Genomic DNA, 14899 nt, shown 5'->3' with positions numbered 1-14899 from the left:
TGGGAGTCACGCTTGAATCTGGATCTGCTCATCGTGCTGGGCCTTTTGCTCGGTGCCGTTACGCTTTTTGTCCTGAACAAACCACGCATGGACGTGGTTGCATTACTGGTGATCGTTGCCCTGCCGATGACCGGCGTGCTCGAAATCCAACAGACTCTCGCCGGATTCAGCGACCCTAGCGTGGTATTGATCGCAGCGCTGTTCGTCATCGGCGACGGTCTTGTGCGCACCGGCATCGCCTACCGCCTGGGCGACTGGCTGGTAGCCCGGGCCGGCAGCAGCGAAACGCGCCTGCTCATCCTGCTGATGCTCTCGGCCGCAGGCCTCGGCTCGGTGATGAGCTCCACCGGCGTCGTCGCGATCTTCATTCCGGTTGCCCTTGGCGTTGCCGCGCGGCTGAAAATCGCCCCGGCGCGGCTGATGATGCCACTGGCCTTCGCCGGCTTGATCAGCGGCATGCTGACCCTGGTGGCCACGCCGCCGAATCTGGTGGTGAACAGCGAGTTGCTCCGCGCCGGCCTGGAAGGATTCGGCTTCTTCAGCCTCACGCCCATTGGCCTCGCAGTCCTCGTGCTGGGCATCGGCTATATGCTGCTAACGCGGAGTTGGCTGGCTCGCAGTGGCATCGACGCCGATGCGGCCCCACCCCGCCTGACCCTCGCCGACCTGGCCGCAGCCTACAGGCTCAACGAGCGAGAACGGCGCCTGAAGGTGCGGGCTGACTCGCCCCTGGCCAGGCAGGCGCTTAACGAGTTGGAGCTGCGCCGGCAATACGGCATCAACGTGATCGGCGTCGAACGTCAGCGCAAATTCCGCACGCTGCTATTGATGGCAACAGGCAACACCCTGCTGGAGCCCGGCGATGTGCTGCTGGTGGATCTGGCCAGTCCGACCATAGGCCTGCTGGGCGTTTACCAGCAACTGGGGCTGGAGCCCATGCCGCTGGCCACCTCCTATTTCAGTCTGCACGCCCATGAGCTTGGCTTGGCGGAAGTCGCGCTGCCACCGGAATCGACGCTTCCCGGCAAGACCATCCTGGAGCTGGGCGTTCGCAGTCAGCACAAGCTCAATGTGGTGGGCTTGCGCCGCCATGGTGTAGCGCTGGAAGGCGTGCTGGTGGATGAGAAACTCAAGCCCTCGGACATGCTGCTGGTGGCCGGAAACTGGAAGAACATCCATCGCCTGCAGGGGCTGAGCCGCGACTTCCTGGTGCTGAGCCTGCCGGCTGAAGTCGACGAAGTCGCGCCAACTGCGCGCAAGGCGCCCTATGCGTTGCTCAGCCTGGCTGTGATGGTGGGCCTGATGGTCAGCGGCCTGGTCCCTAACGTAATGGCCGCACTGATCGGCTGCCTGCTGATGGGCGCGTTCCGCTGCATCGACCTGGCCAGCGCCTACCGCGCCATTCACTGGCCGACCCTGATCCTCATTGTTGGCATGCTGCCCTTTGCCCACGCCCTGCAACAGACCGGTGGCATCGACCTCGCGGTGAAAGGCCTGGTTGCCGTGCTCGGAGGCGCCGGGCCGTACGCGATGCTGGCGTGCCTGTTCATCGTCACCGCACTGATCGGGTTGTTCATCTCCAATACCGCCACTGCGGTGCTCATGGCTCCCGTCGCTATCGCCACGGCCCAGCAGCTTGGCACTTCGCCCTATCCGTTCGCGATGATCGTCGCCCTGGCCGCGTCGGCAGCCTTCATGACTCCGGTTTCCTCGCCAGTGAATACCCTGGTGCTCGGCCCAGGCCAGTACAGCTTCGGAGACTTCGTCAAAGTCGGGGTGCCCTTTACCTTGCTGGTAATGATCGTCAGTGTGTTCCTGGTGCCGCTGATCTTTCCGCTTTGAGGGGTGGCGACGCGCCGGATTGGATGGGCTTCAATGAAGGGGAAGCCTTGGAGCGACCGCTATGGACAAGTACCGGCGCCTGTTGCTGGTGGCCCTTACCCTCGCTGTGTTGCTGGCAATCTTCCAGTTCAGCGGCCTGCGCGAAAGCCTGAGCCTGCAGTACCTGCATGATGCACTGCTGGCTCACAAGTTCTGGGGGGTGGTGCTATTCGCGCTGCTATTCGCCCTGGGCAACCTGATCCAGATCCCCGGCTGGATCTTCCTCGCCGCTGCGGTGCTGGCCCTGGGGCGACTCTGGGGAGGTCTGGCGACCTACGTAGCGGCGACCTTCTCCTGCTGTTGCACCTTCCTGGTGATCCGCCTGCTGGGCGGCGATGCACTGCGCCAGTTCGACAACCAGCTGGCGCAGCGCATCATTGCCCACCTCGACGAACGCCCAGTGCTGGTCGTTGCATCGTTGCGGGTGATGTTCCAAACCGTGCCAGCGCTCAACTATGCCCTCAGCCTCAGCGGCGTACGCTTTCGTCATTATCTGGCCGGGACCCTGCTCGGCCTGCCATTGCCGATTGCCCTTTACTGCCTGTTTTTCGATTACCTGGGCCGTGCCCTGCACATCTCGTAGGATGGTGCGCACCAATAACGTCGGCTGTGGGAAAATGCGGCGCTTTCATTCCTCGACGCCAGCCATCATGCCCCAGCCGCCCAAGCGCCCTCGCCCATCAGCCACCAAATCGCCCACCGCCAAGGGCCTGTTGCACCCGCGCAACCGACACCAGGGTCGCTACGACTTTCCCAAGCTGATTCAGGGCAGCCCGGAGCTGGCACAGTTCGTCATCACCAACCCCTACGGCAAGGAAAGCATCGACTTCGCCGATCCAGAAGCGGTGAAGGTGTTCAACCGTGCCCTGCTCCGACAGTTCTATGGCATCTACCACTGGGACATTCCGGCTGGCTACCTCTGCCCGCCCATTCCAGGCCGCGCGGACTATCTGCATGGCCTCGCCGACCTGCTGGCCGCCGACAACGGCGGCGAGATCCCGCGCGGCAAGGGCATCCAGGCGCTGGATGTCGGCATCGGCGCCAACTGCATCTACCCGTTGATCGGTCATAGCGAATACGGCTGGCATTTCACCGGAGCGGATATCGATGGCACAGCGCTGGCCTCGGCCCGCGCCATCGTCGAATCCAACCAGCTGACGACCAGCATCGAACTGCGCCGGCAGATCGAGCCGAAGCACATATTCAAGGGCCTGCTGCTGCCCGGTGAGCGCTTCGACCTGACCTTGTGCAACCCGCCCTTCCACAGCTCGCTGGAAGAGGCCGCACGAGGCAGCCAACGCAAGTGGAAGAACCTCGGCAAGCTCGACCCCAAGCGCAAGTTGCCGGTGCTGAACTTCGGTGGCCAGGGCGCAGAGCTTTGGTGTGTGGGCGGTGAAGCGGGCTTCCTGCAACGGATGGTGGACGAAAGCGCGCAATTCAAGGAACAGGTGCTCTGGTTCAGCAGCCTGGTATCCAAGGGCGGCAATCTGCCGGGGCTGGAGGCGCGACTGAAGCGTGCCGGCGCCGCCGAGATGCACGTGGTGGAAATGGCCCAGGGGCAGAAGCAGAGCCGTTTCGTCGCCTGGACCTTTCTCGATTCCGGCCAGCGCGAGGCCTGGCGCAACGCGCGCTGGAAGTGAGCGCCTGGCGGCAAACCTTGTAGGAGCGAATTCATTCGCAAAGGCAGGCTGCAGTCTGCCTCGGGAAGTCCCAGTCGAGGCCAGCTACCCTCTCTCCCAGCCCCTTCCCCTGAAGAGGAGAGGGGAGCGGCCCGTGCGCACTGAACCGTCGTGCTTTTCCTGTGGGGGCGATTTCAATCGCTGAGCAGACCGCAGGTCTGCCCAATCAACCAACCGCGAAACACCCATCCAGCCGGCTATAGCCCATGCCCACGCCCTTGTGCACCTTGAGCTGAACCGGAATTCGCTCCTTCATGGCCTCGACGTGGCTGATCACGCCGATCATCTTGCCGCTGGCGTTCAGCGCATCCAGTGCGTCCAAGGCGACCTCCAGGGTCTCGCCGTCGAGGGTGCCGAAGCCTTCGTCGAGGAACAGTGAATCGATGCTGGTTTTGTGGCTGACCAGGTCGGACAGCGCCAAAGCCAGCGCCAGGCTCACCAGGAAGCTCTCTCCACCGGACAGTGTCTTGCAATCACGCACCACGTCCGCCTGCCAGGTATCCATCACCTCCAGTTCCAATTCACCGCTGCTGCGCCGCGCCAGTTGGTAGCGGCCGTGCAGGCGCTGCAGCTGCTGGTTGGCCAGGTAGACGAGGTGATCCAGGGTCAGACCCTGGGCGAACTTACGGTACTTCGCACCGTCGGCGGAGCCAATCAGGCTGTTGAGGCGCTGCCAGAGGTCGTAGTCAGTTTCCTGCTGGGCGATTTCGGCGAACAGCGCCTGCTGGCTCTGCCGGCGCAGTTCATCACCGGAAAGCTGCGCACGAATTTCGCCTTGCCGCAGGCTCAGCAGCCGAGCCTGCTCGCCCAGAGCCTGCCACTGCTGCTCTAAGTCCTCCCGGATCATCTCGCTCTGCGGCATCGACTGGAGTTGCTCGACCTGCTGACGGGCATCCGCCAGCAGGGCCTGGGCGTCGCCCAGTTCGCGCTGCAGCCGTTGCTGCAAGGCCTGAAGGGTGCTGCGCTCGCTGTCATCGAGCAACGCTGCGAGGAACGCGGCTTCGTCCCCGAAAGGACTTGCCTCCACCCCTGTCCGCCAGGCATCCAGTTGCAGCTGCAGGCCATACCGGGCTTCACGGACACGCAGGTCCTGGCTCTGCTCGCTGCCTTTGAGCTGGTTCAGGCGTTGCTGCGCCGCGTCCAGCTCGGCCTGCACCGTAGCCAGCGCGGCCTGTGGATCGTCCACCGGTGCGATGGCGGATTGCCCGGCATAGCCCGACGCCTGCCAACGTACCTGCCAGATACTGGCCTGCTCCCTTGCCTGCTCCAGGGCATGCTGCTGGTCGCGTAGTTGGCCGTCCAGGCGCTGACTGGCAGCCTGGTCCTGCTGCCATTGCTGCCACTCGGCTTCGCGCTCGGCCAGCCAGGCGCTCCCTTCGTCCGGCAAGGCATAGCCGAGCACCGAAAGGCTGTCCGCCAGTTGCTGGCGCGTCTGCTGCTGCTCACTGAGGCGCTGTGCCAGTTGCAAGGCATTGTCCTGGGTCCGCTGCTGCAGTCCGACCTGATCCTTTTCCAGCAGGGCGAACTGACTGCCACAGTCGTGCAGGTCCTTCTCCCGCTGCTGGCGACGGTCCCGCGCAGAGGATAGGGCGGCCTTGAGTTCATCCAGTCGTGCCAGCCGCTGCTGCAGTGCCGTCTTACGCTCGCAGTGAGCCCTGACCTCGTCGTGCAGCGCCTGGATATCGGCCAGTTGCAGGCCGAGCGCTTGGCATTGTTGCCGCCAGCGCTCGACGTATTCCCGCTGCTCGGTGTCCCCACTTTGCAGGGACTCATTGAGCTGGATGATCTGGGCCTCCAGACTGGCGAGCCGATTGCTCAGCGTCTCCCCTTCAGCCCGCACGGCATCCTGGGCAGCCCTGCACTCGTGCAGGGACTGCTGGGTTGCAGAGAGGTTGAGTGCCTGGTACTCGGCGACGGCCGGATGCTCGAAGGACCCGCACAGGGGGCAGGCTTCGCCCGGCTGCAAGGCGCTTCGGTAGGCCTCCAGTTGCTGGATGCGTTGTTCCTGCTCCAGCAGTTTTTCCTTGTCGGCGATCTGCTGCTTGAGCTCGCTGAAGCGACGACGCAGGGCATCCCGCTTGCCCCCCAGTTCGCGCTGCTCCGCTTGCAAGGGTTGCAGTAGCTCGCGGGCCTTCGCCTGCCGCTCCGCCAGTTGCCGGCGTTGCTGGGACAGCTGCTCCAGGCGTTCCAACTGGCTGCCTTGCTCCAGCAGCTGCTGCCACTGGTCACGCAAGGCAGCGTCACTTTGCCCGACCAACAGCGCATCAAGGCTCGCTTGCGCCTCGATCTCCTCCTGCTGGACCTGGGCATGCTCGGTGCGGACTGCGTCCAGCGTATTGCGCGCCTGCAGTAGCCGATCGCCAAGCTCGGTGGTCTTTCGGCCCAGTTCCGCCGCGGTGCCTTGCAGGTCGGAAATCTCGCGATGGCCGCGGCCCAGCGCCGCAAATTCCGCACGCCAGCCCCCCAGGTACTCACCCAGGCGCGCCCAATGCGGCTGCTCCGCCAGGCGTCGTTGCAGGGTTTCACGTTGGTCATGCAAGGCATCCAGCACCTGCTGACGTGCCTGGACCCATTGGCCGCCGAGCTGTGCGCCTTGCCATAGCTGGTCAAGAATCCGCTCGGCCAGCCCCTGCAGTTCGTGGCGCGTAACCCGCAATTCGCTTTCGCCCCGGGTCAGTTGCTGCTGGGCCCGCTGCCAATCGCGATACACCGGCAGCAATTGACTGGCCGGCTCACTGGCGGCCAGCCGTGCAAGTTGCGGTCGAGCTTGCTCCAGAGCCTGGCGCGCCGCCTCGCTTTGTTGTTCGGCGGCACGCTGGCGAACCTTGGCCTTGTCCAGCTCATCGCGCCACTGGCGCTGCCGCTGCAGGTCCGCCTGACGGATGCTGAGCCGCTGTTCCTCGACCTCCAGGTTGACGGCTTCTTCCTGCAGGCCTGCGCGGGTCTGCTCATCCAGCAGCTCTACACCTTCAGCACGGGCTTTCAGTTGGTCCAGACCAACCTTGACCTCACGGGTACGTTCGAACACACGCTGAGAGAGCTGGCCGTAGATTTCGGTGCCAGTCAGCTCCTCCAGCAGCTCGGCGCGCTGGTTGGCACTGGCTTCCAGAAAGGCCGCAAAGCCGCCTTGGGCCAGCAGCATGGATTTGGTGAAGCGCTCGAAGTCGAGGCCGGTGAGGCTTTCCGTCTGCTTGAGTTTGTCGTTGATCTTGTCGGTGAGAATCTCTCCGTCCGCCACTCGCGCCAGTTCCACCTTCGGCGGCTGCAGGCCGCCGTCGGCCTTGTCGCGGGCGCGGCGCTGGCTCCAGAAGGCGCGATAGGCGACGCCCTTCACCTCGAACTCGACTTCGGCCAGGCACTCAGCGGTGTGACGGGTCATCAGCTCGTTCGCACTGGCCGACACCGTGCTCATCCGCGGCGTGCGGTGGTAGAGGGCCAGGCAGATGGCATCCAGCAAGGTCGTCTTGCCGGCGCCGGTGGGCCCGGTGATGGCGAACAGCCCGTTACCGACGAAGGGTTCGCCGGTGAAGTCGATCTTCCACTCCCCCTTCAGCGAGTTGAGGTTTTTCAGACGCAGGCTGAGGATCTTCATGCCTGCCCCTCCTGAAGCTCATTGAGCACCTGGCGATGCAGATCCTTGAGGCGCAGCTCCAGCCCCTCTTCAAGCGTTTCGCTGCCAAGACGCTGTTCGAACACATCCTCCGGCTTGAGTTCGTCAAGGGTCTCGCGCGCTTGGCGCTGCAGGCTGGGCTGGGCGGTGCCGCGCTCACGGCGGATACGCAGCACTTCCACGGGCAGGCCCTCACAGAGCGCGGCCAGGCGGGTTTGCAGGTCGCTGAGGTAGTCATCGCTGGTCACCAGCACTTCCAGCCACACTGGGCGTTCCGGCGTTCCCTCCTTGGCGACTTCGGCCAGGTGCGCGGGCAGGTCGTCGAGGGCGCCCTGCACGGAATACAGTGCCTGGAAACGTGGCACCGGCAGCGCCTCCACTCGGTGCAGACCGATGCTGTCCAGCTCCACCAGGAGTACCTCCTTCTGCTGCCACGCTTCGTCGAACGACAGCGGAATGGGCGACCCGCAATAGCGGATGTGCTCCAGACCACCGACCCTCTGCGGTCGATGGATATGGCCAAGGGCGATGTAGTCGACCGGCGGGAAGGCGCTGGTGGGGAAGGCTTCCAGGGCGCCAACATAGATTTCCCGCACCGACTCGCTAGCGCTGGCGCCCACTGTGGTCAGATGGCCGGTGGCAATGATCGGAAGCCCGCCACCCAACTCGGTGCGGCGCTGCTCGGCCAGGGCGTGGAGCGCCTGGTAGTGTCCCTGGATTGCCTGCTGCAACGAAAGCTGCTTGTCCGCCGCGCTCTGCCCGGCCTGGCTTTGGAGGACGTCGCGCGGCCGGATGAACGGGATGGCGCAAAGGATTGCACCCACCTGGCCGGTGCGGCGGTGCAGCACCAGCACCTGCTCCTCGATCGCTTCGGCAACGGAGGGAATCACCTGGGTGTCGAGCTGCGCCAGGAGAGTGCGGCTTTCCCCTAGCATGGCCACCGAATCATGGTTACCGCCAAGCACCACAAGTTCGGCCCCGGTAGCGCGTAGCTCGACGATGAACTGGTTGTACTGTTCACGGGCATAGCTGGGCGGAGCTCCGGTGTCGAACACGTCCCCGGCGATGAGGACGGCGTCCACCTGATGCTCACGCACCTGTTCGATCAGCCAAGCACAGAAGGCCTGGTGTTCGGCTTGGCGGGTCTTGCCCATGAAATGCTGGCCGAGGTGCCAGTCAGAGGTGTGCAGGATACGCATGGTGGAAATCACGGGTCACCGATTCGGAAATGCCGGCAACCCTGTCATTTCCTTGGTTTTCTGGCAACCACCGGACCGCTTGTTACTATCCTTACTGCTGACCGCTGCCGACAGGGAATTCCATGCAACGCATCTTCCGCGACATCAAGATCATGCTGCTCGCCAACCTCTGGTTGATTCCAGTGCTGGCGGCGCTGGTCGGCACCCTCTTCTACTTTGTCGCTCCGCCGCCGCCCATGCATGCCCGCCTGGCCACTGGCAGCCCCTCCGGCGGCTACAGCGAGTTCGGCGAGAAGCTCAAGGCCGAGCTGGCCAAACAGAGCTTCGAGCTGGAGCTGGTGCCCAGTAGCGGCTCGCTGGACAACCTGGCCAAGTTACAGGCCGGCGACGTTGAGATCGCGCTGATCCAGAGCGGCCAGGAGCTGACGCTGGACAACCAGGCGCGTGGAAAGCTGCACGGCCTGGGCGTGATGTTTCAGGAGCCGTTGTGGCTGTTCAAGCACAAGGAGCTGGAGATCGACAGCATGGCCGACCTGAAGCGGCTACGAGTAGCCATTGGCGCACCGAACAGCGGCACCCGCTCGATCAGCGATGCCATCCTGAGCGCCAACCAGATCAATGAAGACCAGTATCCCGCCGAATGGAAGGCCTTCAGCGGCACCCCGGCCGCCGAGGCGCTGATCGCTGGGGATCTGGACGCTGCGTTTTTCATCGGTCCGGCGGAAAACCCGCTGATCCAGCGCCTGGCGGCGCAGCCGCAGTTGGACCTGGTCAGCTTCCGCCGCAGCGCTGCCTACGGCGCCCGCCTGCCCTTCCTGACCAAACTGGAGGTCGGCGAAGGTTTGCTCAACCTTGCGACGAACAGCCCCTCGCAGGACATCCGTACCCTGGCCCCCGTCGCCACCCTGGTGGCCAACGACAGCTTCCACACCTCACTGACACCACTGATCCTCGAAGCCGCCCGCGAAGTGATGAAGAACGGTACCCTCCTCGACGCTGCAGGCCAGTACCCGAGCGCCAAACCGCAAACCTTGCCGACGCTCGACGAGGCCGATTACTACTACGAGAAGGGCTTGCCGATCCTGCAGCGCTACCTGCCCTTCCGCATCGCTTCGCTGGCGGATCGCTACATCATCCTGCTGATCCCGCTGATCGTGATCATGATTCCGCTGCTCAAGGCCGTCGGTCCAATCTACCGCTGGCGCATTCGGGCGCGCATTTACCGCTGGTACAAGTACCTGCGCGAAATCGACCGCAAGCTGGACGCCGGCGCCCTGCCGGACGAGCTGAGTGCCGAGATCGAGCGCCTGGAGAGTCTGGAGGACCGCCTGGCGAAGGTCGAGGTGCCGCTCTCCTACTCCAACGAGCTGTATGACCTGCACGTGCACCTGCGCTATGTAATCGAACGGTTATACGCCTTGCAGCGACGGCAGGCAGCCAACGAGCAGGTCGGGTAAACTGGCGCACTTTTCCCGCCGGCGCTCCCGCGCGCCGGCTGAGCGTCTTTCTCCAACGGTCGAACCCCATGCCCATCCGCCACTGCATCGTCCACCTCATCGACAAGAAGCCCGACGGCAGCGCCGCCGTGCTGCATGCCCGGGATAGCGAACTGGCCGAATCCCAGGCCATGGAAAACCTCCTGGCCGACCTCAACGAGAGCTACAACGCCAAGCAGGGCAAAGCCTGGGGCTTCTTTCACGAAGAGTCCGGTGCCTACCCCTTCAGCGGCTGGCTGAAGGAGTACCAGGACGGCGGCCGCGACTTCACCGCCTTCACCCGCCAGGCCGTTGAGCACCTGCAGAAGCTGATGGAAGAGTCCAACCTCTCCATAGGCGGCCATGTGCTCTTCGCCCACTATCAGCAAGGCATGACCGACTACCTGGCCATCGCCCTGCTGCATCACAGCGAAGGCGTGACCGTCACCGACGCCTTGGACGTGGCACCAGCCCGGCACCTGGACCTGGGCCAATTGCACCTGGCAGCACGCATCAACTTGTCCGAGTGGCAGAACAACCAGCAGTCGAAGCAATACATCTCTTTCATCAAGGGCAAGAATGGCAAGAAGGTCTCGGATTACTTCCGCGACTTCATCGGCTGCCAGGAAGGCATTGACCCGCCCAGCGAGACGCGCACCCTGCTCAAAGCCTTCAGTGATTTCGTCGAGAGCGAAGACCTGGCCGAAGAGCAGGCCCGCGAGAAGACCAAGACCTTGGTGGATTACGCCAGCACCCAGGCCAAACTGGGCGAGCCGATCACCCTGCAAGAGCTGTCCGGGCTGATCGATGAAGAACGTCCGCGCGCCTTCTACGAGCATATCCGCAACAAGGACTACGGCCTCTCCCCGGAGATTCCGCCGGACAAGCGCACCCTTAGCCAGTTCCAGCGCTTCACCGGCCGCGCCGAAGGGTTGTCCATCAGCTTCGAAGCACACCTGCTGGGTTCAAAGGTCGAGTACGACGAGGGCCGCGACATGCTGATCATCCGCCAGCTGCCGACCCAGCTGAAGGACCAGCTCAAGCGCCGCAAGGAAGATTGAAACGACAACGCCCGGCAGTACCGGGCGTTGTCTTTGTGGAGGCTGATTAGCGTCCGGGGGCTTTTCCTGTAGGGGCGAATTCACCCACCAAGGCACCCGAAAGACTGCTCCTCAGCCAATCAGGGGCCGCTTTGCGGCCCTTTGCGAATGAATTTGCCCCCACAAGAGCAGCGTCCCACCACTCAACACGCCTCGATGCGGAAGCCCAGTCGCGGGAAATGCACGTGCACAACGCCGGCGCGTTCGTCTTCGCGGCGCAGGATGAGTTCTTCACGGCCAGCGAAGAGCAACTCGCCTTCCACCGGATCGACGCCGTAATCGGTGGCTGCCACTCGCACTTTCTGCCCGAGCTCGAAGCCGTTCGGCTCATCGAAATCCTCATCCGGCAGTGCCGCCGGCGACGCGTTACGGGCGATTTCCAGCGCCTCGGTCGCGGACAGTTCGCTGGGAGAGCCGTGGCCAAAGCCCAGGACGCGCCCCAGCCAGGCCGACACGTCAGGGTAAGCATCCACCAACGGCGCGGTGACCGGGGTGCCCTTGAGGAACCACAGGCCGTGGGCCAGGGAGAAGTCGGCAATGGAGGGCTCGCCGAACAGGAAATCGCCCTCGCTGCGCGCCAGCTGCTGCTCTGCGCGTGCCATCAAGGTCGGCCAGTTGTGCTTGGCCTGCTCCAGCGGCAGGCGGGTGGCGCTGCCCCCGCTGAACAGCCCGGAACGGTCGGCGATGAAGGCCTTGATCGCCTCCGGTGGCAACTTGCCGAAACGCACGGCTACCGACTCAGGCTGGAACACCAGGGCAACGGCATGCTGGAAGATCACCGAGTCCACCCACAGGGCAAAGCTGGCGACGTTGAACTCCTGACCCTCAGGGAACAGGGCCGGAGTGGCCTTCTCCGCCTCCAGGCGACGGGCGATCAGCGCGGTGTCGCAATAGACGTCTGCGCCTACCTGCAACACCGGGGTCTTGCGGTAGCCACCGGTGAGAGCGGTGAGGTCCGGCTTGGGCATCACCGGCGGGATCAGCACCGACCGCCAGGAGAGCTGCTTGAAGCCCAGCATCAGACGGGCTTTCTCGGCGAAGGGCGAGGTCGGGTAATGGTGCAGGATCAACTCATGCATGACAGGCTCCATGTCGGATCGGATGATGGCGCAGCTTAACCGGGCTCACACCCCAGGCACACGGGGTCAGCCTGATACCAAGGCATCAGCCGGCTGGATTGGCATTCCCAGGAGCACCAGACGCTCCTTGGCCGCCTTGCGCAATTGCTTGATGGCACGCTCGCGGCGCAAGGCCTCACCCTTGTCGATGCAGGACTCGACGAACACCAGCGCCTGGGCCGGGCTGGAATGGAAAAAGCGCGCGCCCTTGCCGCTCTGGTGCTGGGCGAAACGCCGCTGTGGGTCGTCACTGATGCCGCAATACAAAGCGCCGTTCTCGGCGCGCACCAGGTAGACGAACCAGGGCTTGGCTGCGGGGGTGGGTTTTTCAGACATCGGATAGTCCAGTGGGGAAGCGGCGAGATTAGGCACTGTGCCGCTGCCTGGCACAAGCCCAGGCCATCAACGCCCGGCGCGATAGGCGGCCAAGCCACGTGCGGCCTGCTGGCGGACCTTGCCCTGCACCACCGGCAGCCAGCCAAGCAGCAGCCCCTTGGCACCTAGTGCCTGCCGCGCCCAACGCCACACATCGAAGCTGTCACGATGCTCAGTGATGCGGCCATCCTCGAAGCGAAAGCGCGCCTCGATGCGATTGACCACCATTCGCCCGGTCTGGCTGAACAGGTAGGTCGCCACCCAGCGTGCGCGACCCTGTCGGTCATCCGCCTCGACACCGTCGAAGGTCAGGGAAAACTGCTGCGCACGGCTGGCGAGCATGCGCCACATGTCGGCCGCCTCTTCGCCGCGCAGATCGGGGAACACCGGATCGCTGAACCGCACGTCGGGGCTGTAGCAGGCGGCCATGGTTTCCGCGTCGAGGCGTTGGAAGGCCTGGTAGAAGCGGGTGATGAGTTCGGCGTTGGGATGGGCCATGGGGGACTCCGGCAAACACGTGGTGTAAGGAGGGTACGGCATGAATCCATGAAAAAAGGAGCCCGAAGGCTCCTTTCGCAACAAGCGACGCCTCAGTGCAGGATCTGCCCCAGGAACAGCTTGGTCCGCTCGTTCTGCGGGTTGTCGAAGAAGGCGTGAGGTTCGTTCTGTTCGACGATCTCACCCTTGTCCATGAAGATCACCCGGTTCGCCACGGTGCGGGCGAAGCCCATTTCGTGGGTCACGCAGAGCATGGTCATGCCGTCCTGGGCCAGGCCGATCATGGTGTCGAGCACTTCCTTGACCATCTCCGGATCCAGCGCCGAGGTGGGTTCGTCGAACAGCATGATCTTCGGCTTCATGCACAGCGCGCGAGCAATGGCCACCCGCTGCTGCTGCCCGCCGGAGAGCTGGCCCGGGTACTTGTTGGCCTGCTCGGGGATGCGCACCCGCTCCAGGAAGTGCATGGCGATTTCCTCGGCCTTGCGCTTGGGCATCTTGCGTACCCACATGGGCGCCAGGGTGCAGTTCTGCAGCACGGTGAGGTGCGGGAACAAGTTGAAGTGCTGGAACACCATGCCCACTTCGCTGCGGATTGCCTCAATGTGCTTGAGGTCGTTGGTCAGTTCGGTGCCATCGACGATGATGTGCCCCTGCTGGTGCTCCTCCAGGCGGTTGATGCAGCGGATGGTGGTCGACTTGCCGGAGCCGGAGGGCCCACAGAGGACGATACGCTCGCCCTGCTGCACCTCCAGGTTGATGTCTTTCAACACGTGGAATTGGCCGTACCACTTGTTCACGCCCTGCATGCGGATAATCGGCTCGCCGGCGGTTCTTTTGCTTGCTTCAGTCATGGGTGACTCCTAACGCTTGTGGCCGGTGTCCAGCTTGCGCTCCAGGCTCATGGAGTAGCGGGACATGCCGAAACAGAAAATCCAGAACACCAGGGCGGCGAAGACGTAGCCTTCGGTCGCCATGCCCAGCCAGGTCGGATCGGTGGTGGCCTGCTTGATACTGTTGAGCAGGTCGAACAGACCGATGATGATCACCAGGCTGGTGTCCTTGAACAGGGCGATGAAGGTGTTGACGATGCCGGGAATCACCAGCTTCAGGGCTTGTGGCAGGATCACCAGACCCATCATCCGCCAGTAGCCCAGGCCCATCGCGGCAGCCGCTTCGTACTGCCCCTTGGGAATGGCCTGCAGGCCGCCCCGCACCACTTCGGCGATGTAGGCCGACTGGAACAGGATTACCCCAATCAGCGCGCGCAGCAGCTTGTCGAAGCTCAGTCCCTCGGGCAGGAACAGCGGCAGCATCACCGAGGACATGAACAGCACGGTGATCAGCGGAACGCCGCGCCAGAACTCGATGAAGGTCACGCAGAGAACGCGGATCGCCGGCATGTCGGAACGCCGGCCCAGTGCCAGCATGATGCCCAGTGGCAATGCACCGACGATGCCCACGGAGGCGATCACCAGAGTCAGCATCAACCCGCCCCACTGGCTGGTGGAGACTGTTTCCATGCCGAGGAAACCGCCATGCAGCAGCCAGTACGCGAGCAGCGGATAGGCCACCAGGAATCCCAGGCCATAGATAGCCTTGTGCGGGAACTTGGGCACGAACAACGGCGCAGCGCCGATGATCGCCAGCCAGACCGCCAGGTCCACCCGCCAGCGCAGGGCTTCAGGGTAGAAGCCATACATGAACTGGCTGAAACGCATCTTGATGAACACCCAGCAAGCACCTTCGCTGGTGCAGTCGGCCCGGGTGGTGCCGGTCCAGTCGGCCTGGAAGAACGCCCACTGCAGCAGCGGCGGCACCATCAGCCAGATCAGGTAGATGGCGAACAGGGTCAACAAGGAGTTGAACCAGTTGGAGAACAGGTTGGAACGCATCCAGCCAAGTGCGCCAACGCTAAGGCGCGGTGGCGGCTGGTCGGGCTTGAATACATGTGTCGTCATGGC

General features: G+C 63.8%; 12 protein-coding genes. 5 read left to right on the top strand and 7 right to left on the bottom strand.

Annotated features, from left to right (window positions below):
• The first annotated feature begins 12 nt into the window (after nt 1-12).
• The 3 genes from OXH74_RS13630 to rlmF all read left to right on the top strand — a co-directional run bounded on the left by OXH74_RS13630 (nt 13) and on the right by rlmF (nt 3521).
• Nucleotides 13-1842, top strand: a complete 1830-nt coding sequence (locus OXH74_RS13630; RefSeq protein ID WP_375737498.1) for an SLC13 family permease — start codon at nt 13-15, stop codon at nt 1840-1842.
• Nucleotides 1843-1903: 61 nt separating this feature from the next.
• On the top strand, nt 1904-2464 hold the full coding sequence (locus OXH74_RS13625) for a TVP38/TMEM64 family protein (protein ID WP_375737497.1): 561 nt from the start codon (nt 1904-1906) through the stop codon (nt 2462-2464).
• A 67-nt stretch (nt 2465-2531) separates the two neighbouring features.
• Nucleotides 2532-3521, top strand: coding sequence for a 23S rRNA (adenine(1618)-N(6))-methyltransferase RlmF (gene rlmF / locus OXH74_RS13620; RefSeq protein ID WP_375737496.1), 990 nt, complete (start codon nt 2532-2534; stop codon nt 3519-3521).
• A gap of 205 nt (nt 3522-3726) precedes the next feature.
• On the opposite strand, the gene OXH74_RS13615 is transcribed toward rlmF, so the two are convergent.
• Nucleotides 3727-7152 (bottom strand): AAA family ATPase, encoded by a 3426-nt coding sequence (locus OXH74_RS13615; protein ID WP_375737495.1) that lies wholly within the window; start codon nt 7150-7152, stop codon nt 3727-3729.
• Nucleotides 7149-8369: an exonuclease subunit SbcD gene (gene sbcD / locus OXH74_RS13610; protein WP_375737494.1), complete on the bottom strand. Its 1221-nt coding sequence runs from the start codon at nt 8367-8369 to the stop codon at nt 7149-7151. The genes OXH74_RS13615 and sbcD overlap by 4 nt, the downstream gene beginning before the upstream one ends.
• A 122-nt stretch (nt 8370-8491) precedes the next feature.
• Here sbcD and OXH74_RS13605 point away from each other — a divergent pair, with 122 nt between their 5' ends.
• Nucleotides 8492-9826 carry a TAXI family TRAP transporter solute-binding subunit gene (locus OXH74_RS13605; RefSeq protein WP_375737493.1) on the top strand — a complete coding sequence of 445 codons (1335 nt, stop codon included), beginning with the start codon at nt 8492-8494 and terminating at the stop codon, nt 9824-9826.
• 68 nt (nt 9827-9894) lie between these two features.
• Entirely contained in the window at nt 9895-10905 is a 1011-nt protein-coding gene (yejK, locus tag OXH74_RS13600) for a nucleoid-associated protein YejK (RefSeq protein ID WP_375737492.1), read from the top strand.
• 182 nt (nt 10906-11087) lie between these two features.
• Here the strand turns inward: yejK and OXH74_RS13595 are convergent, their stop codons facing one another.
• From OXH74_RS13595 to OXH74_RS13575, 5 genes are all read right to left on the bottom strand, one after another.
• Complete coding sequence (locus OXH74_RS13595; protein WP_375737491.1) at nt 11088-12023, bottom strand: glutathione S-transferase family protein; 936 nt, start codon at nt 12021-12023, stop codon at nt 11088-11090.
• A 66-nt stretch (nt 12024-12089) separates the two neighbouring features.
• The gene (locus tag OXH74_RS13590; RefSeq protein WP_375737490.1) at nt 12090-12398 is read right to left on the bottom strand and encodes a GIY-YIG nuclease family protein; all 309 of its coding nucleotides are present in this window, start codon (nt 12396-12398) and stop codon (nt 12090-12092) included.
• Nucleotides 12399-12464: 66 nt separating this feature from the next.
• Nucleotides 12465-12935, bottom strand: a complete 471-nt coding sequence (locus tag OXH74_RS13585) for a nuclear transport factor 2 family protein (protein WP_375737489.1) — start codon at nt 12933-12935, stop codon at nt 12465-12467.
• A 92-nt stretch (nt 12936-13027) separates the two neighbouring features.
• On the bottom strand, nt 13028-13789 hold the full coding sequence (locus tag OXH74_RS13580) for an amino acid ABC transporter ATP-binding protein (protein WP_375737488.1): 762 nt from the start codon (nt 13787-13789) through the stop codon (nt 13028-13030).
• 9 nt (nt 13790-13798) lie between these two features.
• The gene (locus tag OXH74_RS13575; protein WP_375737487.1) at nt 13799-14896 is read right to left on the bottom strand and encodes an amino acid ABC transporter permease; all 1098 of its coding nucleotides are present in this window, start codon (nt 14894-14896) and stop codon (nt 13799-13801) included.
• Nucleotides 14897-14899 lie beyond the last annotated feature (3 nt).

It is taken from the genome of Metapseudomonas boanensis (assembly GCF_042232855.1).
Taxonomy (GTDB): Bacteria; Pseudomonadota; Gammaproteobacteria; order Pseudomonadales; family Pseudomonadaceae; genus Metapseudomonas; species Metapseudomonas boanensis.
The sequence above is the reverse complement of the archived record's forward strand: the minus strand, read 5'-3'. Positions and strand labels throughout refer to the sequence as shown.

What these genes read in the sequence shown, in the direction of transcription:
- rlmF (WP_375737496.1), top strand. Translation starts at nt 2,532, where the DNA reads ATGCCCCAGCCGCCCAAGCGCCCTCGCCCATCAGCCACCAAATCGCCC.
- OXH74_RS13575 (WP_375737487.1), bottom strand. Translation starts at nt 14,896, where the DNA reads ATGACGACACATGTATTCAAGCCCGACCAGCCGCCACCGCGCCTTAGC.
- OXH74_RS13585 (WP_375737489.1), bottom strand. Translation starts at nt 12,935, where the DNA reads ATGGCCCATCCCAACGCCGAACTCATCACCCGCTTCTACCAGGCCTTC.
- yejK (WP_375737492.1), top strand. Translation starts at nt 9,895, where the DNA reads ATGCCCATCCGCCACTGCATCGTCCACCTCATCGACAAGAAGCCCGAC.
- OXH74_RS13605 (WP_375737493.1), top strand. Translation starts at nt 8,492, where the DNA reads ATGCAACGCATCTTCCGCGACATCAAGATCATGCTGCTCGCCAACCTC.
- OXH74_RS13580 (WP_375737488.1), bottom strand. Translation starts at nt 13,789, where the DNA reads ATGACTGAAGCAAGCAAAAGAACCGCCGGCGAGCCGATTATCCGCATG.
- OXH74_RS13595 (WP_375737491.1), bottom strand. Translation starts at nt 12,023, where the DNA reads ATGCATGAGTTGATCCTGCACCATTACCCGACCTCGCCCTTCGCCGAG.
- OXH74_RS13615 (WP_375737495.1), bottom strand. Translation starts at nt 7,152, where the DNA reads ATGAAGATCCTCAGCCTGCGTCTGAAAAACCTCAACTCGCTGAAGGGG.
- OXH74_RS13625 (WP_375737497.1), top strand. Translation starts at nt 1,904, where the DNA reads ATGGACAAGTACCGGCGCCTGTTGCTGGTGGCCCTTACCCTCGCTGTG.
- OXH74_RS13590 (WP_375737490.1), bottom strand. Translation starts at nt 12,398, where the DNA reads ATGTCTGAAAAACCCACCCCCGCAGCCAAGCCCTGGTTCGTCTACCTG.
- sbcD (WP_375737494.1), bottom strand. Translation starts at nt 8,369, where the DNA reads ATGCGTATCCTGCACACCTCTGACTGGCACCTCGGCCAGCATTTCATG.